General features: G+C 64.4%; 18 protein-coding genes. 8 read left to right on the top strand and 10 right to left on the bottom strand.

Annotated elements, in window-relative coordinates:
- The first annotated feature begins 9 nt into the window (after positions 1-9).
- Entirely contained in the window at positions 10-336 is a 327-nt protein-coding gene (locus CEJ45_RS17465) for a DUF3861 domain-containing protein (protein ID WP_088756310.1), read from the top strand.
- Positions 337-355: 19 nt separating this feature from the next.
- Here CEJ45_RS17465 and sbcB read toward each other — a convergent pair whose 3' ends face one another.
- The 5 genes from sbcB to CEJ45_RS17440 all read right to left on the bottom strand — a co-directional run bounded on the left by sbcB (position 356) and on the right by CEJ45_RS17440 (position 4,389).
- The gene (gene sbcB / locus CEJ45_RS17460) at positions 356-1,792 is read right to left on the bottom strand and encodes an exodeoxyribonuclease I (protein WP_088756309.1); all 1,437 of its coding nucleotides are present in this window, start codon (positions 1,790-1,792) and stop codon (positions 356-358) included.
- A gap of 141 nt (positions 1,793-1,933) precedes the next feature.
- The gene (locus CEJ45_RS17455; protein WP_088756308.1) at positions 1,934-2,548 is read right to left on the bottom strand and encodes a YqhG/Tai3 family protein; all 615 of its coding nucleotides are present in this window, start codon (positions 2,546-2,548) and stop codon (positions 1,934-1,936) included.
- Between the two features lie 229 nt (positions 2,549-2,777).
- Positions 2,778-3,353 (bottom strand): DUF3828 domain-containing protein, encoded by a 576-nt coding sequence (locus CEJ45_RS17450; protein ID WP_088756307.1) that lies wholly within the window; start codon positions 3,351-3,353, stop codon positions 2,778-2,780.
- Between the two features lie 204 nt (positions 3,354-3,557).
- Positions 3,558-3,860, bottom strand: a complete 303-nt coding sequence (locus tag CEJ45_RS17445; protein WP_088756306.1) for an antibiotic biosynthesis monooxygenase family protein — start codon at positions 3,858-3,860, stop codon at positions 3,558-3,560.
- Between the two features lie 112 nt (positions 3,861-3,972).
- Complete coding sequence (locus CEJ45_RS17440; RefSeq protein WP_370516309.1) at positions 3,973-4,389, bottom strand: DUF2721 domain-containing protein; 417 nt, start codon at positions 4,387-4,389, stop codon at positions 3,973-3,975.
- Between the two features lie 298 nt (positions 4,390-4,687).
- Between CEJ45_RS17440 and CEJ45_RS17435 the strand changes: the two genes are divergently transcribed.
- From CEJ45_RS17435 to CEJ45_RS17425, 3 genes are all read left to right on the top strand, one after another.
- A complete protein-coding gene (locus CEJ45_RS17435; protein ID WP_088756304.1) occupies positions 4,688-5,983 on the top strand; it encodes a solute carrier family 23 protein in 1,296 nt (431 codons plus the stop codon).
- 240 nt (positions 5,984-6,223) lie between these two features.
- Positions 6,224-6,457: a hypothetical protein gene (locus CEJ45_RS17430; RefSeq protein WP_088756391.1), complete on the top strand. Its 234-nt coding sequence runs from the start codon at positions 6,224-6,226 to the stop codon at positions 6,455-6,457.
- A 127-nt stretch (positions 6,458-6,584) separates the two neighbouring features.
- Positions 6,585-7,598, top strand: a complete 1,014-nt coding sequence (locus tag CEJ45_RS17425; RefSeq protein WP_088756303.1) for a transporter — start codon at positions 6,585-6,587, stop codon at positions 7,596-7,598.
- 59 nt (positions 7,599-7,657) lie between these two features.
- Here the strand turns inward: CEJ45_RS17425 and CEJ45_RS17420 are convergent, their stop codons facing one another.
- Both CEJ45_RS17420 and CEJ45_RS17415 read right to left on the bottom strand, forming a co-directional pair.
- Complete coding sequence (locus CEJ45_RS17420; protein ID WP_034334469.1) at positions 7,658-8,020, bottom strand: hypothetical protein; 363 nt, start codon at positions 8,018-8,020, stop codon at positions 7,658-7,660.
- A gap of 145 nt (positions 8,021-8,165) precedes the next feature.
- Positions 8,166-9,917 (bottom strand): glutamine--tRNA ligase/YqeY domain fusion protein, encoded by a 1,752-nt coding sequence (locus tag CEJ45_RS17415; RefSeq protein ID WP_088756302.1) that lies wholly within the window; start codon positions 9,915-9,917, stop codon positions 8,166-8,168.
- Between the two features lie 268 nt (positions 9,918-10,185).
- On the opposite strand from CEJ45_RS17415, the gene CEJ45_RS24945 reads away from it, so the two are divergent.
- Positions 10,186-10,326 (top strand): hypothetical protein, encoded by a 141-nt coding sequence (locus CEJ45_RS24945; protein WP_008331432.1) that lies wholly within the window; start codon positions 10,186-10,188, stop codon positions 10,324-10,326.
- Between the two features lie 18 nt (positions 10,327-10,344).
- Here the strand turns inward: CEJ45_RS24945 and CEJ45_RS17410 are convergent, their stop codons facing one another.
- Genes CEJ45_RS17410 through CEJ45_RS17400 form a run of 3 tightly spaced genes read right to left on the bottom strand, consistent with a single transcriptional unit; the run spans position 10,345 to position 12,687 of the window.
- A complete protein-coding gene (locus CEJ45_RS17410; protein ID WP_088756301.1) occupies positions 10,345-11,145 on the bottom strand; it encodes a LytR/AlgR family response regulator transcription factor in 801 nt (266 codons plus the stop codon).
- Positions 11,146-11,173: 28 nt separating this feature from the next.
- On the bottom strand, positions 11,174-12,319 hold the full coding sequence (locus CEJ45_RS17405; RefSeq protein WP_088756300.1) for a sensor histidine kinase: 1,146 nt from the start codon (positions 12,317-12,319) through the stop codon (positions 11,174-11,176).
- Positions 12,320-12,375: 56 nt separating this feature from the next.
- A complete protein-coding gene (locus CEJ45_RS17400) occupies positions 12,376-12,687 on the bottom strand; it encodes a 2TM domain-containing protein (RefSeq protein ID WP_088756390.1) in 312 nt (103 codons plus the stop codon).
- A 185-nt stretch (positions 12,688-12,872) separates the two neighbouring features.
- Here CEJ45_RS17400 and ugpQ point away from each other — a divergent pair, with 185 nt between their 5' ends.
- The 3 genes from ugpQ (at position 12,873) to alaS (ending at position 17,064) form a co-directional block, all read left to right on the top strand.
- Positions 12,873-13,616 (top strand): glycerophosphodiester phosphodiesterase, encoded by a 744-nt coding sequence (ugpQ, locus tag CEJ45_RS17395; protein ID WP_088756299.1) that lies wholly within the window; start codon positions 12,873-12,875, stop codon positions 13,614-13,616.
- A gap of 255 nt (positions 13,617-13,871) precedes the next feature.
- The gene (locus CEJ45_RS17390; protein WP_088756298.1) at positions 13,872-14,090 is read left to right on the top strand and encodes a hypothetical protein; all 219 of its coding nucleotides are present in this window, start codon (positions 13,872-13,874) and stop codon (positions 14,088-14,090) included.
- A 349-nt stretch (positions 14,091-14,439) separates the two neighbouring features.
- On the top strand, positions 14,440-17,064 hold the full coding sequence (gene alaS, locus CEJ45_RS17385) for an alanine--tRNA ligase (protein WP_088756297.1): 2,625 nt from the start codon (positions 14,440-14,442) through the stop codon (positions 17,062-17,064).
- Positions 17,065-17,067: the final 3 nt, after the last annotated feature.

The raw sequence follows: 17,067 nt of genomic DNA, 5'->3' as shown, positions 1-17,067 counted from the left end.
GAACTTCACATGAAAGAACATCGCTACCGCATCACCCTGGAGCACCTGGCCACGGCCTCGGAGGGCCAGCCTTTGCATGCGCCCCTGAGTTTCGAGGCGGGCAACCATGACGATATCTTCAGTATCGTCGCCCGCCTGCGTGGCAACGGGCAGTTCGACAGCGACACCAGCGCGCAGCTGGCGCTGGGCCTGAAACTGTTTTCGGAGGTGATGCTCAAGAATCGCAAGCATCCGCTGTTCGAGGATATCCAGCCGGCCTTGCGCGACTTCATCATGAAGCTGAAATCGCAGGGCAAGGCAGCTGCCGCAGCGCAGGGCGAAGCCGCCCCCGAATAGGACAGGCGCGCGCCGGACCTTACTGGTTGGCCGGTGCAATCATCTCCGCATAGTCATACAACGCACCGAGGATGTCCTGGGTGCGTTCGTCGTCAGCCTCTTCCTGCAACTGGTCGATCTGCTCGAACAGCTGCGCGACGGTACGCGCACCGCCAGCGCCTTCAAACAGGCGCGCGGCGCGGTGTTCTTCCCAGTGCTGCGCTTCCTCGGGGCTCAAGGTCCCGGGGAAATTGCGTGCCCGGTAGCGGAACAGGATTTCATTCAGGCGCATATCGTCGAAGGCCACGCTGGCACCGGCCAGCGCCTGCGGTGGCAGAGCACGCAGCTGGGTCAGCTGGCGGCGGTCGCCGTTGCCGATGAAGCCGCCGTACAGATCTTCATCCACGTCCGGCGACGCCTCGTGCTCGCGCTGGTAGACCTCGCGCCACAGCGGGCCCAGGTCGGGCAGGGCGGCGGCCTTTTCCGCATGGCGCAGGGCCAGGTCGACATCGATGTTCAGTTGCGCGGCGCGCTCGGCAGACAGTGTCTTGAGGCTGCCGACCACCATCGGCGACTTGTTCAGGTGAATGCTCTTGACCGGCAGGCGGACCATGCCTTCAGGCATCTCCTCGCGCTTGGTGAACATGCGTTCACGCACGCTGGCGGCATCCATGCCTGCCAGTTCACTCGGGTCGTAGGCCAGATCCCAGGCGATCACTTCATTCTTGTTGGTCGGATGCATGCCCAGCGGCCACATCAGCGCCAGGCAGCCGTTGGCCACCGGGAACATGCCGGAGACGTGCAGGAAGGGCTTGGCCGCCGGCAAGCCGATTTCGGCCGCGGCCTTGTCCTTCTTGTGCAAGGCCAGCGCGAAATCGAACAGGCGCGGATTGTTCTGGCGGATCAGGCGTGCCAGGGCGATGGTGGCGCGCACATCGGAGAGTGCATCGTGCGCCGCTTCATGCACCAGGCCATTGGCCTTGGACAGATGCTCCAGCTTGAAACTGACGCTGCCGTCTTCCTTGGTCGGCCACTGGATGCCTTCCGGACGCAGCGCATAGGTCAGGCGGACCACGTCGAGCAGGTCCCAGCGGCCGCAGCCGTTGGCCCATTCGCGGGCATACGGATCGATCAGGTTGCGCCAGAACATGAAGCGCGTGACTTCATCGTCAAAGCGGATGGTGTTGTAACCCACGCCGATGGTGCCGGGCTCGCCCAGCGCCTGCTCGATGCGGGCGGCGAACTCATGTTCGGGGACGCCGTGCTCCAGGCAGTGCTGCGGGGTGATGCCGGTGATCAGGCAGGATACCGGGTCGGGCAGGTAGTCCGGAGCCGGCTTGCAGTACAGCATGATGGGCTCGCCGATCTCGTTGAGCTCGGCATCGGTGCGCACGGCAGCGAACTGCGAGGGACGGTCGCGGCGCGGCACGGCGCCAAAGGTTTCGTAGTCGTGCCAGAGGAAGGTGTGATTGGGCATCGCGGACGGCTTCTAAGGGAATCGCGCGATTATAGAGCCTTGTGCCGTCCTTGCCGCCACGCCAAGGGGCAGGCCGGGTGATGAAGCCGGATTATTTCGACCTGCTGCGCCGCGCCTGACAGGGCCGTTGCCGGCCTGTCCTCATTTGGCTGGCGCAGCGGGAGCGGCCGGTGCCAGCGGCACCATGGGGGCCGCGTCGCGTTTCAAGAGCGTGCGCATGGCGTCCTGCAGCGTGCCGCTGCGCATGGGGGCGTTGCCGCCGGCGTACTGGATGTTGTCGATGATCCAGCCGCGCGCATCGCGGGTCATCAGGATCTTGTCGGTCCACTTGGCCGGCGACTGCAGCTTGGCGTCGCTATAGATCAGTTCCACGGAACAACTGGCCTCGCGTTCCTGCGCTTCGCACTGGAGCACGCGGAAGGTGGAAGCGCCATTGGGATTGCCCGTGAAGAGGTCACCTTGCACCAGCGGCGACAAGGGATCGGCATCGGGATCGGCCGCCAGTTCGGCCGCGGACTGCGCGGCGCGGGCTTCCTGCGCCACCGAGACATCCTTCAACAGGTCGAACAGCGGCACCGACAGGAAGCGGCGGAAGGTAATCAGTTCCTTCAACGTCAGGGCGCCGGAGGGACGGTTCGAGGCATGGGTCTGGTAGAACTCCGTCACCAGCTCCTTGGCCTTGCCCTCTTCATTGGCCGAGCATGCTGCAAGCAGCAGGCTGGCGGCGACGATGAGTGTCTTACCGATCCGCTTCAATCCGATTCTCCCTGGACCAGCCGCTCGTGCGCGCTGGCGTGTTGTTCCATGATGCCGTTGTCATTTTGATATGTTCTGCCGACCGGTGCACAGCGGGCCCCGAGGCGCGCAATGCGACCAGTCTGACAGAGCCGCATCTTACGCGTTACGGCAGAGCAGGTAGAGCGGGAACACACCGCCAAAAAGCCGCCAATTCCGCAGCGCGCCGTCGCCGGCGAGCCGCGCCGGCTCATTGGGCCTGGGCAATGGCGTCGGTGAGGTTGTCGCTCAGGTATTCGCGCTGCGAGGACTGGTCGTTGCCGATGAACTCGATATCGTCGATGCGCCACTGGCGCTCTTCGCGCACCAGCAGGATCTTGTCATTCCAGGATTCGTCGGCGCCTTCCTTCTGGTAGCGGAAGGCGACCTGGCAGGAGGCCCGGTCGGCTTCGCTGTCGCAGGATTGCACGGCAAAGGAGGTCGCCCCTTCATACAGGGAGGTGAACACGTCGCCCTCGATGATGGGAGCGGCCTGCGGACCGGCCACGCTGTGGTAGCGCACGTCGGCGGCTTCGGCGCGGGTCAGCAGGGAATACAGGGCACGGCTGACCAGCGGTTCGAACTGCTTGAGTTCCTCAGCCGAGGGCAGGCCCGGGGCGTGGTTCTTGAGGTGGATGCGATAGAAATTGCCGATGACCTCGGCCTGCTGCTGTTCGTCGCCGCTGAAGTTGTTGCAGCCGGACAGCGCCAGCAGCAGACCCAGCGCACAGGCGCCGGCGCGCAGGGGGCGAGCGGAGGGGGAGGCTAAACGGGGCAGTGTGGTCATTCTGGTGTTCCTGCGCGCGGTGCGGACCGGCGCTGTTGTCATGGCGGCGCTTCATCGGGTTGCTGCCTGTGGGGGCGGCTGGTTCAGCCTGCCCCCAGGGCCTGCCCTTTAGTCAGGGGCGGGCGGCAAACGTTCCGCAGCGCCGGGCCGGGTGGCGCTGCCGGTGCGCGGTGTGGCGTCGGCGCCGATGGCGCGCTTGCGGTCTCAGGCCGATTCGGTCAGCAGTGCGAAGTGTTCCACCACCGGTGCACCGGCGAAGAAGGGGCCGACGATGCCGCGCCATTCGGTGAAGGCGGGCGATTCACGGAAATCCACGGTATGGTTTTGCAGGGTGGCCCAGTAGACCATGAGCAGGTAGCGCTCGGGCGATTCGATGCCTTTCTGGACCTTGTGGCCGAGATAACCGCGGGCCTTGCTGATGGTCTGCGCCAGGCCGCGCTGGATGGCTTCGTCGAATTCTGCTTGCTTGCCGGGTTGGATGCGGATGTCCGCCAGTTCCAGGATCATGTAGGTCTCCAGTGCATAGTCGAGGGGTGCCCGGCGCAAGCCGGGCGGCTCGATTATCACATGTTCGCCCGAACCGGGCTTTCAACCGGATCGGCGCCTGCCTGAAAAACTTTCATTCGACCAGGATGCCGCGCTTTTCCAGCTTCTGCGCCATGTCTTCCAGCGTGATTTCGATGGCGCGCGTGCTGATCATGATTTCCCACAGCGATACCAGCAGCGAGGCCACCAGCAACATCAGGCTGATGCCGAAGAACACCTCGGCCCAGCGATTGAGGTCCACGAAGATCAGGTACATCGAGACGGCGCACATGATGAAGCTGGAGACCCCCAGCGCCTGCATGTAGCGGGTCAGCACGATGCGCTTCCTGAGATTGAGGATCTGCCGGATCACCAGCCCGCGTTCATCGTTCTGGCCCTGGTTCTGCAGGTTGCGGATCAGCTGCGCCAGCACCAGGAAGCGGTTGGTATAGGCCAGCAGCAACAGCGAGGTCGCGGGAAACAGCAGGGCAGGGGTGGTGAGGTTGATCATCGACATGGCAGGGAACAATCGGGGACGTGATTCTAACCGCTCCCGAGGCGCAAGAAACATGCCCGGGAAAGCACGCCCGCGTTTGCGCAAACGGGCGATCTGTTTTGGGGCAAGGGGCGGGCATGGCCGCCGTTTTTGCACCGCCGGGCAGCAGCATGCGGGCCGGCCGAAATCTTTTACGGATTTTTTTGGCGGTGCAGCGCCGCAGCAATTGTTATTTGTGCGAGCGCTCAATACACTAGCCCCCGTTCCACATCCACGTACAAATCAAAACAAATCCACAACGAAAGGGATCTCCATGTCGGGTTCGTATTTCCCCCAATGGCGGCTGCGCCAAAGCACCAACGACGGCCAGGGGGCCGTGATCGCCGCCGATGAGCGGCTGCCTGCGCCGCAGACGCTGGCCATGGGCGTGCAGCACGTGGTGGCCATGTTCGGCTCGACCGTGCTGGCCCCGCTGCTCATGGGCTTCGATCCCAACCTGGCGATCCTGATGTCGGGCGTCGGTACCCTGCTGTTCTTCCTGCTGGTGGGCGGCCGCGTGCCGAGCTACCTGGGGTCGAGCTTTTCCTTCATCGGCCTGGTCATCGCCGTGACCGGTTATGCCGGCTCCGGCCCCAACGCCAACCTGGGCGTGGCACTGGGCGGCATCATCGCCTGCGGCGCCGTGTATGCGGTGATCGGCCTGATCGTCTCCGGCGTGGGCACCCGCTGGATCGAGTCCCTGATGCCGCCGGTGGTGACCGGCGCGGTGGTGGCGGTCATCGGCCTGAACCTGGCACCGATCGCGGTCAAGGGCGTCTCCGGCAGCAGCTTCGACAGCTGGATGGCGTTGGCGACCATCTTGTGCGTGGGCTTCGTGGCGGTATTCACGCGCGGCATGCTGCAGCGCCTGCTGATCCTGATCGGCCTGCTGCTGGCCTATGTGCTCTACGCCGTGCTGACCAACGGCATGGGCCTGGGCAAGCCGATCGACTTTTCCACCGTGGCCAACGCCGCCTGGTTCGGCCTGCCGCACTTCGCAGCGCCCGTATTCCAGGGCAGCGCCATGGCACTGCTGGCACCGGTGGCCATCATCCTGGTGGCCGAGAACCTGGGCCACATCAAGGCCGTCTCGGCCATGACCGGCCAGAACCTGGATCGCTACATCGGCCGTGCTTTCATCGGCGACGGCCTGGCCACCATGCTCTCGGGCAGTGTCGGCGGCACCGGCGTGACCACCTATGCCGAGAACATCGGCGTGATGGCCGTCACCAAGATCTACTCCACCCTGGTCTTCGTGGTGGCAGCCGTCATTGCCATCCTGCTGGGCTTCTCGCCCAAGTTCGGCGCCGTCATCCTGACCATTCCCGGCGCGGTGCTGGGCGGCGTGTCGATCGTGGTGTTCGGTCTCATCACCGTGTCGGGTGCCCGCATCTGGGTCGAGAACAAGGTCGATTTCTCCAACAATACCAACCTGATCGTGGCTGCCGTCACGCTGGTGCTGGGCGCCGGCGACTTCACGCTGAAGATGGGCGGCTTTGCGCTGGGCGGCATCGGGACCGCCACCTTCGGTGCCATCATCCTGCACGCCCTGCTCAAGCGTCGCGGATGATTTCATCCTGACAAGACGCCGATGCAACAGCGGCAAGGCCGGTCCTGGTGACCGGCCTTTTTTGTTCTACCATGATGTGAGGAGAGTGAAGATTTCCGTTGAGCAATCCTCAGTGGCTGTCTATACTCTGTCGCGTTGCAGCGCAGCGCCGCCGCCATGGCCCCGGGGAAGGGCCGGCCGGAAGCGCATTCCAGCCGCTGCCTGTCGCGGGCCTGGCCCGCCTTTCAGGGGAATCACCGCATGAACTCCGCCCTCCGCCTGCCAGCGCTGCTGTGCATCGCCCTGCCTTTGCTTTCGGCTTGTGACGCCGTGGCCGGCAAGAAGGATTACGCCTATTTCCGCAAGAATATCGAGGAGGCCAAATCGGTCTCCGACCAGTGCCAGTTGAACGGCACGTCCGGCATGAATGAGGCGCAGATCCGGGTCTGCGGTGCCGCCCGCGAAGCCTGGGGCAACCGCAACTTCAATTACTGAGCCGGCGAGTCTGCGGGAAGCGGCCGGCGCCTGGCGCCCGTCATGGCGCTGTCACAAATTTGTCAAAACCGGTCGTTAGAATGCGGGGTCGTTCATTGCCCCTGGCCCATTCCCGACCCGCCCGCCCATGCACAATCCGCCGGACACCCCGCAAGCCCTGCACCTGCTCTATGAGCCGGCCGGATTCATCTGCGCCTTCCGCTTCGAAGAGGGCCATGCGCGCCAGATGAACTGGAATGAAGTCATCGACTATCATCCGAGTGCGCCGGATTTCACCTGGCTGCACGTCAAGACGGCCGATGTGAAGATCCAGCAATGGCTGGCCCATCACAGCGACATTCCCGAGTACATCACTGAATTTTTGTTGAGCAGCGACACCCATCCGGGCCTGCATGCCACCCCCGAGGGGGTCTACGGCACGCTGACCGATATGAAGATGGAGATCGGCGACACCGGCACCGAGAAGGGCGCGCTGCACTTCTACCTGGACCGCACGCGCCTGTTGACCCTGCGCACCCAGCCGCTGATCTCGACCAACATGCTGCGCCAGAAGGTGCTCGACGGCGGTGGCTTCGACAATCCCATGGATCTCTTCGCCGAGCTACTGCGCTGCCTGGCCGATGGCTTCAATGCGCGCCTGGACAAGCTCAACGACAAGGTCGACGACATCGAATTCTCGGTGCTCTCGGATCGCCGTGCCGAAGACCGTGCGGAGCTCTCCGGCATTCGCCGCCAACTGGCCGAACTGCGCCGCTTCATCGCGCCGGAACGCCGCATCCTGGCGCAGTTCCAGCGCCTGCGCCCGGCCTGGGTACCGCGCGAGGCGCTGGAAGACCTGACCCATGCGCTCGATGAACTCAACGAGCTGCATTCCACCGTGGAAGCCGTCTATGAACGCGCCAAGCTGCTGCAGGAAGAGATCGCCTCACAGATGTCGGAGCAGATGAACCGCAACCTGATGGCGCTCTCCATCCTGACCGCGCTGTTGATGCCGGCCACGCTGGTATCGGGGATTTTCGGGATGAACGTGGCAGGTCTGCCGGGCCTGCATGACGAGACCTCGTTCTGGATCGTGATGGGATTGATGGGCGGCCTGGGCGTTGCGACCGTGGCCTTCCTGAAGTGGATGAAGATCTTCTGATGCCCTGACCTTTCGAACCGCAGCCGGGCGGCTGCGGTGGCGGCCCTGCGCGTCGCTGCTCAGTCGCGCGTGGCCATCGCTTCTTCGCTCTCGCGAATGAGCTTGTCGATGTCCAGGTTGTCCACCGGCTCCACCTTCAGCGACAGCGGACGCCACAGCGAATACAGCCACAAGCCGATACAGCACATGGTGCCCAGGAAGAGGGTGATGAAGGCCGACAGGAACAGGCCGATGAAGGGCGAGGCAATCAGGCCGTCATAGCCGATCAGGTGCTTGCCGTCCCAGGTGATGGTCTGTGCGCCGAACAGCGAGAGCACGCCCATCAGCGTCGAAAACGGCACCAGCGAAAACGTGGTCCCCACGGCCAGCAGCTTGTAGATGGATGACATCGACAGGCGCTGGATCTTGATCTGCTCGAACATGCGTTCCCCTTGCTGCGCTTGTGGCCTTGGCCATCAAGCTGCGCCATCCCGTTGGCACGGGCGGCTGGCGCACTGCCGCCCGCGTGGCCATGCGGCCGTATTCCCCTGGCCGGACCTTCCCGGGTCCGACTTGAGCTGTTCGGGCTTACTTGCCCCAGCTGTCCTTGAGTGTCACGGCCCGGTTGAAGATCGGCTGGCCCTCGGTCGAATCGACGCGGTCGGCCACGAAGTAGCCGTGGCGTTCGAACTGGTAGATCTCGCCGGGCTTGGCGGCCTTCAGGGTCGGCTCCAGGTAGGCCGTGATGACTTCCTTGGAGTTCGGATTCAGGGCGGCGAGGAAGTCCTTGCCGCCGGCATCCGGATGCGGGTCCGAGAACAGGCGGTCGTACAGGCGCACTTCGGTGGCCAGGGCGTGTTCGGCGCTGACCCAGTGCAGGTTGCCCTTGACCTTGTAGTTGGAGCTGCCTTCGGTGCCGCTCTTGCTGTCTTCGAAGTAGTTGCAGTGTACGGCGATGACGTTGCCGTGTTCATCCTTGTCGCAGCCGGTGCATTCGACCACGTAGCCGTAGCGCAGGCGCACCTTGTTGCCGGGGAAGAGACGGAAGTAGCCCTTGGTCGGTTCTTCCATGAAGTCTTCGCGCTCGATCCACAGTTCCTTGGTAATCGGGAAGTGGCGGTGCGCGGTGTCGTGCTCCGGATGCGCCGGCGGATAGACCGGGGCGCTGCAATCGATGGACACGCCTTCCGGGAAGTTGTCGATGATCAGCTTCAAGGGGCGCAGCACGGCCACTGCACGCGGCGCCTTGGGATCCAGGTCTTCGCGCAGCGCGCCTTCGAGCACGCTGAAGTCGATCCAGCTGTTGTTCTTGGAGGCGCCGGTGCGGTCGCACATCAGGCGGATCGCCTCGGGCGTGTAGCCACGGCGGCGCAGGCCGACGATGGTCGGCATGCGCGGGTCATCCCAGCCGGAGACGATCTTTTCATCCACCAGCTGGCGCAGCTTGCGTTTGCTGGTGATGATGTAGGTCAGGTTCAGGCGGGCGAATTCATATTGATGCGGCAGCGGCTTCTTGAAGAAACCTTCCCCGGCCAGTTGCTCCAGCAGCCAGTCGTAGAACGGGCGCTGGTCTTCGAATTCCAGGGTGCAGATGGAGTGCGAGATGTTTTCCAGCGCATCTTCGATCGGATGCGCGAAGGTGTACATCGGGTACACGCGCCACTTGTCGCCGGTGTTGTGGTGGGTGGCGTGGCGGATGCGGTAGATGGCCGGATCGCGCAGGTTCATGTTGGGGCTGGCCATGTCGATCTTGGCGCGCAGGATCATGGAGCCATCCGGATGCTTGCCGTCGCGCATTTCCTCGAACAGGCGCAGCGATTCTTCCACCGGGCGGTCGCGCCACGGCGAGTTCTTGCCGGGTTCGGTCAGGGTGCCGCGGTTTTCGCGCATCTGTTCGGCGTTCTGCTCGTCCACATAGGCCAGGTCCTTGCGGATCAGGGCCTGGGCACAGGCGTACATGACGTCGAAATAGTTGCTGGCGTAGTACAGGTGCGACTTGCCTTCATGCTCCCAGGAGAAGCCCAGCCACTTGACCGAGTCCAGGATGGTGTCGACGTATTCCTGTTCTTCCTTCTCGGGATTGGTATCGTCGAAACGCATGTGGCAGCGGCCGGCGTAGTCAGCGGCCAGGCCGAAGTTCAGGCAGATCGACTTGGCGTGGCCGATGTGCAGGTAGCCGTTCGGCTCGGGCGGAAAACGGGTGACCACCTGGGGCAGGGCCTCGCCATCCTGGCTGCTGCGCTCGGCATAAGTACCCGAGACCAGGTCGGATTCGATGATGCCGCGCAGGAAATTGGTGGAGGGGGCAGGGGTGTGACCGTTTTTCAGTTCGTTGCTCATGGGATGAATCGGGAGGAATGCCTGTTTATTCAGATGGCAAGCATTTTACCGCAGCTGCCCGCTTCCACGGGCGTTGCGGCCGTTCCTGCGGGAATTTTTGCCCGCTGACAACGCGGCTGGAGCCGATATGAAGTTTTTTTACCGGTTCTTGTTACAGAAGATACGTCCATGCATTACCTGTCAGGCACTGCGGCTGGCACTCTGCGAGCGTGGCCTGGCATCCCGCCGGGCGCAGTGAACAAAAGCGCCAAGACACAAGGAGTGCATCATGAGCCGTTGGATCAAGCTGATCGTTGCCGCCGCCGTGGCCGCTGCCACGCTGTCGGCCTGCGTGGTGGTGCCGGTGGGCCCGCCGCAGCCGCATTACTACCGTCCTTATTACGGTCCCGGTTATTACTATGGCCGTTGATGGCTGGGCAGCGCCCCGCTACATCTGCCTGAACAGATGGGCGAACAGGCGGCTCACCGCCAGTTTCTCCGGGCGGTCGCGCAGGGTCACGAAGAGCTTGCCGCTCTCCTCCCGCATGGCCGCCTGGATCTGCCGCACCTGGACCACGGTGCCGCGATGGATCTGCCAGAACTGGCGGCCATCGAGCTGGGGGATCAATTCCCGCAGGCTGGTACGGATCAGCGCGCTGCCTTCGGCGCTGACCACATTCACATACTTGTCGGTGGCCTCGAAATAGATCACCTCGTCCACCGGGATCATCTTCACCTTGTTGCCGACCGCCGCGCGGATGTAGTCCAGCCGGGGTGGCGCGTCATCCACGGTGGGCGCCGACAGCGCACGCAGTTGCGCCAATGCGCGTTCCAGGTGGCAGTCCTGGCCGCTGCCGGCGCGCTGGGCCAGCAGTCCTTGCAGGCGCGCCACCGTCACGGCCAGCCGGTCCTGGCTGACGGGTTTGAGCAGGTAATCGATGGCTGCCCGCTCGAAGGCTTGCAGGGCGTAATCGTCGTAGGCCGTGACGAAGACGATGAGCGGGAAGGGGCGCCCCGCCGGCCACTCCTCGGCCAAGTCGCCGGCCACCTCCAGCCCGCTGCGGCCGGGCATCTTGATATCCAGGAACAGCACATCCGGCAGCAGGGCCAGCGCCTGCGCCAGCGCTTCATCGCCATTGGCCGCCAGGTGCGGCGTGGGCAATTCCGGCCAGCAGCGCGCCAGGGCCTGGCGCAGCGCGTTGGCCAGCAGCGGTTCGTCTTCGGCAATCAGGGCAGTGGGCGCGGCCATGGTGGACTCCGGAGAAGGCGGCAGGGGCTCAGTGATGATCCATCAGGCGGCTGGTTTTGCTGGTGCGGTGCGCCGCCTTCAAGGCCTTGAGCGGGATGGTGATCTGCGCCATCGCGCCGGCCGGTACGTTGTGGGTGATGATGAGTTCGGCCAGCGGCCCGTAGAGCGTCACCAGGCGCTCGCGGATGTTGTCCAGCCCGAAGTGCATGCCGATCACCGGTTCCTTCTGCGCGGGCGGCTGGTTCAGGCTCACGCTGGTGGGCAGGCCCACGCCGGTATCGAGCACGCTCAAGACCAGCATGTCATTGTGGACGGCGGCCCGCACGGTGCAGTTGCCGCCGGCCACCTTGGGCTCCAGGCCGTGCTTGATGGCGTTCTCCACCAGCGGCTGCAGCAGCATCGGGGCCAGGCGCAGCTTGCCCAGGTGTTCCGGCAGCTGCAGGGTGTACGACAGGCGCAGTCCCATGCGCAGCGACATCAATCCCAGGTAGGCCTTGATGAGGTCGAATTCCTTTTGCAGCGAGGTGCTGTCAGCCCGCGAGGCCGACAAGGTCGTGCGCAGGTATTGCACCAGCTGGTTGAGCATCAGCTCGGCCTGCAGCGGGTCGGTGCTGATCAGCGACTGCAGTGTGGCCAGCGTGTTGAAGAGCATGTGCGGTTCGATCTGGGCCTGCAGCATCTGCAGCTGCGCCTGCACGGCCTGCTTTTCGACCTGGCTGGCGTGGGCTTGCAGGGCGGCCATCTTCTGGCGGTTCCAGAAGAAGACGGTCGCGCCGAAGCACACCAGGAAGGTCAGCACGATCACCGCAATGATGTTGTCGCTCTGCTCCGGGACCAGGTTGAGGATGGGCTGGTCCATCAGCAGGCTGGCCAGGATGCGTCCCAGCAGCACGGCCAGCGGCGCCATCACGGCGATGATCACCAGGAAACCCAGCTTGTTGGGCTCGCCATCGCCCCAGATCGCCAGCCGCGTGCCGTTGATCAACAGCATGGCCAGGAGGCCGATGCACATCGAGACCTGCAGGTTTTCGTAGAACGTGCCGCCGATGCGCATCAGGTAAGTCACGACCAGCGCGCACAGCAGGTTGATGGCCAACGTGGGCAGCAAGGCCAGCGCCAGCTGGCGCAGCAGGACGATCAGGCGGGGCGGAAGGGCGGTATCGTGTTGGGTCATGCGTTTCCAGGGATGAAGCAAGCAAGCGGCCCGGCGTACCGGGCCCTCTTTGGCGGCTAGCGGCGCCGCAGTTCACGGGCGATCAGCGCCTGCTTCCAGCCGGCGGGAAAACGCCCGAATACGCTCAAGGCGTGGAATAGTACCCCGATTCCCCAGCCAAGGAGAGGCCCCAGGCTCCACCAGTGGCGGTGCTGGCCCATCAGGTTCAACAGGATCAGGCCGGTGTTGACGGCCAGGTAAATGCCGACATGATGGAAAAAGCCGACCTGGCGCGCGACCCGCCGCTCGGCGCGGGCAAGCTCCTCGGGCGAGGCGGCGCTGATATGAAGATTCTGGTCAGAAAGGGAGGAGTGGGCAGTGTCGCGCATGATGGCCTCGCAGTGGTCGGTTGAATGATGGCGCAAGCATGCGCCGTCATGCCGCCGCCGGCGAGCCGCTTGCGACCGGCGGGGGTTTGGCGGGTGCCAACGGCTTGTGGTGCGGCGTGATCTGCACTACCTTATGCGCCGACCGCCTTGACCCTTCTGCAAGGCCTACCCTCGGAGAGAACATCATGTGGCCCTATCCCCGCATCCTCGCCCATCGCGGCGGCGGCACCCTGGCACCGGAAAACACCCTGGCCGGCTTTCGTTGCGGCCTGGAACACGGCTATCACGCCGCCGAATTCGACGTCATGCTCACTCGCGACGAGGTCCCCATCCTGATGCACGACCCGCAGCGCGGCCGCACCCTGCCAGGGACCGGCAAGATCGCCGAGACCGACTGGGCCGGGCTGCGCGAGCTGGAAGCCGGTGCCTGGCTGGATGCTCGCTTCGCCGGGGAACGCCTCTGCACGCTGGAGCAGGGGCTGGATTTCTGCCTGGCCGAGGGGATCTGGATGAATGTCGAGATCAAGCCCGCCGCCGCCGAATTCGCCCGCCGCACCGGGGAGCTGACCGCCCAGGCCGTGGCGCGCCGCTTCACCGGCAAGAGCGGGGCAGTGCTGCCGGTGCTGTCCTCGTTCTCCTACGAAGCATTGCTGGCGGCCAAGGACGCGGCGCCCGCCCTGCCGCGCGGCTACCTGGTGGATGTGATTCCCGAAGACTGGCAGGCGCGCCTGGAACAGTTGCAGGCCGTCGCGCTGCACACCAACCACAAGCACCTCACCCCGGCCCTGGCGGCTGCCGTGAAAGGCGCCGGCTATGGCCTCTTCTGCTACACCGTCAACGACATGGCGCGCGCAGAGGAAATCCGCCAGTGGGGCGTGGACGCCTTCTGTACCGATCGCATCGATCTCATCGCGGCCGACGCCTGGTAAGACATCCTCCCCCACGCTGCCCGCATTGTTCACGTCGCGCAGCGTGGAAATGAACGGCAAATTACGCTCTTACCGGCGGACTGAATCCTCACACGATAGCTATGATTTGCATGCGGACAACAATAACTGGAGGGCAGTCGACAGTTGTTGTCAACGCGTCGCGAAAATCTTGCGTTAAGGAAGCACAAGGCCGGCGCCCGTGAGCACGCCGGTGGACTTGTGGAAGCACACAACACTGAGAGATAGAGGAAAACGATGAAGATCAACAAACTGCTGGCTGCCGTACTCGTCGCCGCCTTCGCCATGCCGGTCCTGGCCCAGCCCGCACCGGCTCCGGCTGGCGCACCCGCCGCTGAAGCCCCGGCTGCCAAGCCTGCTCACAAGAAGCACAAGAAGCATGCGAAGAAGGCCAAGAAGCACAAGCACAAGAAGGGCAAGAAGACCAACCCGGTGCCGGTCAACAAGGGCGCCTGATTCTCCGGTCTTCTGGTGGCGGCCCGCACAGCGCGGCCCGCACTTGGTTTTACCGGAAGGTTCGGCTGGCACAGTTAAGGTCCGGCGGCGCAGGATAGCGCGCCATGCCGGGTCAGCCGAACCTGTAACCCGCGCGGGATTTTCCCGGCGGGTTTTTTTTCGCCTGCAGCGCACTGCCGCCGCACGGGCAGGCAGGGCCGCAGGGCATTGGAGCGCGGTGGGCAAGCCTGCGTATCCGGGCCGGGATCACGTATAATCATTGGTTCGCAATCGTTTTTTGCACCGACTCCCATCCGGGCCGGATCTGCGCGCAAGCGGCGGCATCAGGCCCATTTATCCGTCTTCGAACATGAACTCAGCCGAAATTCGCGACAAGTTTCTGAAATTCTTTGAATCCAAAGAACACACCATCGTCCGCTCCTCCAGCCTGGTGCCGGGCAATGACCCGACCCTGCTGTTCACCAATTCCGGCATGGTTCAGTTCAAGGACGTGTTCCTGGGTACCGACAAGCGCAACTACGTGCGCGCGGCCTCCGTGCAGCGCTGCCTGCGCGCCGGCGGCAAGCACAACGACCTGGAAAACGTCGGTTACACCGCGCGCCACCACACCTTCTTCGAAATGCTGGGCAACTGGTCCTTCGGCGACTACTTCAAGCGCGAATCGCTGAAGTGGGCCTGGGAACTGCTGACCCAGGTCTATGGCCTGCCGGCCGACAAGCTCTGGGCCACCGTCTACCAGACCGACGATGAAGCCTACGACATCTGGACCAAGGAAATCGGCCTGCCGCCCGAGCGCGTGGTGCGCATCGGCGACAACAAGGGCGCGCCCTACGCCTCCGACAACTTCTGGCAGATGGCCGAAACCGGCCCCTGCGGTCCCTGTTCCGAAATCTTCTACGACCACGGCCCGGACGTCTGGGGCGGCCCCCCGGGCAGCCCCGACGCCGACGGCGACCGCTACATCGAGATCTGGAACAACGTGTTCATGCAGTTCGACCGCCAGCTCGACCCGGCCACCGGTGAATACACCCTGACCCCGCTGCCGGCGCCTTGCGTGGATACCGGCATGGGCCTGGAGCGCCTGGCCGCGATCCTGCAGCACGTGCACAGCAACTACGAGATCGACCTGTTCCAGGCGCTGATCAAGGCCGCTGCCCGCGAAACCGGCATCAGCGACCTGTCCAACGCCTCGCTGCGCGTGATCGCCGACCACATCCGTGCGACCTCCTTCCTGATCGTCGACGGCGTCATCCCCGGCAATGAAGGCCGTGGCTACGTCCTGCGCCGCATCATCCGCCGCGCGCTGCGTCACGGCCACAAGCTGGGCCAGACCAAGCCGTTCTTCCACAAGCTGGTCAAGGACCTGGTGGTGCAGATGGGCGCGGCCTATCCGGAACTGCCGGAAGCCGCCGAGCGCGTCGAGATGGTCCTGAAGCAGGAAGAAGAACGTTTCGGCGAAACGCTGGAACACGGCATGAAGATCCTGGAAGCCGCGCTGGCCGCCAACAGCAGCAAGCTCGATGGCGAAACCGCCTTCACCCTGTACGACACCTACGGTTTCCCGCTGGACCTGACCGCCGACATCTGCCGCGAACGCAATGTCGAGCTGGATGAAGCCGGCTTTACTGCCGCGATGGAACGCCAGAAGAGCGCCGCCCGCGCCGCCGGCAAGTTCAAGATGGCCGCTGCCATCGAATACACCGGTGACAAGACCCGCTTCGTCGGCTACGAATCCCTGGCGCAGTCGGCCAAGGTGGTGGCCCTGTACGTGGCCGGCAGCCCGGTGCAGAAGATCGAGGCCGGCCAGGATGCCATCGTGGTGCTGGACACCACCCCGTTCTACGCCGAATCCGGCGGCCAGTCGGGTGACGCCGGTGCCCTGGAAGCAGCCAATGGCCTGTTTGCCGTGGCCGACACGCAAAAGATCCAGGCCGAGGTGTTCGGTCATCACGGTCAACTGATCAAGGGCAGCCTGGCCATCGGCGACGCCGTCGAGGCCAAGGTCGATGCCGACCAGCGCGCCCGCACCATGCGCAACCACTCGGCCACGCACCTGATGCACAAGGCCCTGCGCGAAGTGCTGGGTTCGCACGTGTCGCAGAAGGGTTCGCTGGTCGATGCCGACAAGACCCGTTTCGACTTCAGCCACAACGCCCCGATGACCGCCGACGAAATCCGCCGCGTGGAAGACATCGTCAACCGCGAAGTGCTGGCCAACGTCGCCACCGGCGCCCAGCTGATGGGTTACGACGATGCGATCGCCGCGGGCGCCATGGCGCTGTTCGGCGAAAAGTACGGCGACCAGGTGCGCGTGCTGTCCATCGGCACCTCCACCGAACTGTGCGGCGGGACCCACGTGACCCGTACCGGTGACATCGGCCTGTTCAAGATCGTCTCCGAAGGCGGTGTCGCGGCCGGCATCCGCCGTGTCGAAGCCGTCACCGGCGAAGGCGCACTGGCGCTGGTGCAGTCGCTGTCGACCCGCGTGGCCGAAGCCGCTGCGGCCCTGAAGACCCAGCCGGAAGAACTGCTGCCGCGCATCGGCCAGGTGCAGGACCAGGTCAAGGCGCTGGAAAAGGAACTGGCTTCGCTGAAGTCCAAGCTGGCTTCCAGCCAGGGCGACGAACTGGTCAACCAGGCGGTCGACATCAACGGCATCAAGGTCCTGGCGGCCACGCTGGAAGGCGCCGACGTCGCCACCCTGCGCGAGACCATGGACAAATTGAAGGACAAGCTCAAGACCGCCGCCATCGTGCTGGGCAGCGTCAAGGATGGCAAGGTCAGCCTGATCGCGGGCGTCACTGCCGATGCTACCTCCAAGGTCAAGGCCGGTGAGCTGGTCAACTTCGTTGCCCAGCAGGTGGGCGGCAAGGGTGGCGGCCGCCCGGACATGGCACAGGCCGGCGGCACCGAACCGGCAGCCCTGCCGGGCGCGCTGCAAGGCGTGGCGGGCTGGGTCCAGGCCAAGCTGTAATCC

This window comes from Herbaspirillum aquaticum, from assembly GCF_002213425.1.
In the GTDB taxonomy this organism is placed as follows: domain Bacteria; phylum Pseudomonadota; class Gammaproteobacteria; order Burkholderiales; family Burkholderiaceae_D; genus Herbaspirillum; species Herbaspirillum aquaticum.
This window is presented reverse-complemented; position numbering and strand designations above follow the sequence as displayed.

Excerpts from the sequence above, each read along its gene's own strand:
- CEJ45_RS17465 (WP_088756310.1), top strand. The coding sequence starts at position 10 with ATGAAAGAACATCGCTACCGCATCACCCTGGAGCACCTGGCCACGGCC.
- sbcB (WP_088756309.1), bottom strand. The coding sequence starts at position 1,792 with ATGCCCAATCACACCTTCCTCTGGCACGACTACGAAACCTTTGGCGCC.
- CEJ45_RS17450 (WP_088756307.1), bottom strand. The coding sequence starts at position 3,353 with ATGACCACACTGCCCCGTTTAGCCTCCCCCTCCGCTCGCCCCCTGCGC.
- CEJ45_RS17445 (WP_088756306.1), bottom strand. The coding sequence starts at position 3,860 with ATGATCCTGGAACTGGCGGACATCCGCATCCAACCCGGCAAGCAAGCA.
- CEJ45_RS17440 (WP_370516309.1), bottom strand. The coding sequence starts at position 4,389 with ATGATCAACCTCACCACCCCTGCCCTGCTGTTTCCCGCGACCTCGCTG.
- CEJ45_RS17435 (WP_088756304.1), top strand. The coding sequence starts at position 4,688 with ATGTCGGGTTCGTATTTCCCCCAATGGCGGCTGCGCCAAAGCACCAAC.
- CEJ45_RS17430 (WP_088756391.1), top strand. The coding sequence starts at position 6,224 with ATGAACTCCGCCCTCCGCCTGCCAGCGCTGCTGTGCATCGCCCTGCCT.
- CEJ45_RS17425 (WP_088756303.1), top strand. The coding sequence starts at position 6,585 with ATGCACAATCCGCCGGACACCCCGCAAGCCCTGCACCTGCTCTATGAG.
- CEJ45_RS17420 (WP_034334469.1), bottom strand. The coding sequence starts at position 8,020 with ATGTTCGAGCAGATCAAGATCCAGCGCCTGTCGATGTCATCCATCTAC.
- CEJ45_RS17415 (WP_088756302.1), bottom strand. The coding sequence starts at position 9,917 with ATGAGCAACGAACTGAAAAACGGTCACACCCCTGCCCCCTCCACCAAT.
- CEJ45_RS24945 (WP_008331432.1), top strand. The coding sequence starts at position 10,186 with ATGAGCCGTTGGATCAAGCTGATCGTTGCCGCCGCCGTGGCCGCTGCC.
- CEJ45_RS17410 (WP_088756301.1), bottom strand. The coding sequence starts at position 11,145 with ATGGCCGCGCCCACTGCCCTGATTGCCGAAGACGAACCGCTGCTGGCC.
- CEJ45_RS17405 (WP_088756300.1), bottom strand. The coding sequence starts at position 12,319 with ATGACCCAACACGATACCGCCCTTCCGCCCCGCCTGATCGTCCTGCTG.
- CEJ45_RS17400 (WP_088756390.1), bottom strand. The coding sequence starts at position 12,687 with ATGCGCGACACTGCCCACTCCTCCCTTTCTGACCAGAATCTTCATATC.
- ugpQ (WP_088756299.1), top strand. The coding sequence starts at position 12,873 with ATGTGGCCCTATCCCCGCATCCTCGCCCATCGCGGCGGCGGCACCCTG.
- CEJ45_RS17390 (WP_088756298.1), top strand. The coding sequence starts at position 13,872 with ATGAAGATCAACAAACTGCTGGCTGCCGTACTCGTCGCCGCCTTCGCC.
- alaS (WP_088756297.1), top strand. The coding sequence starts at position 14,440 with ATGAACTCAGCCGAAATTCGCGACAAGTTTCTGAAATTCTTTGAATCC.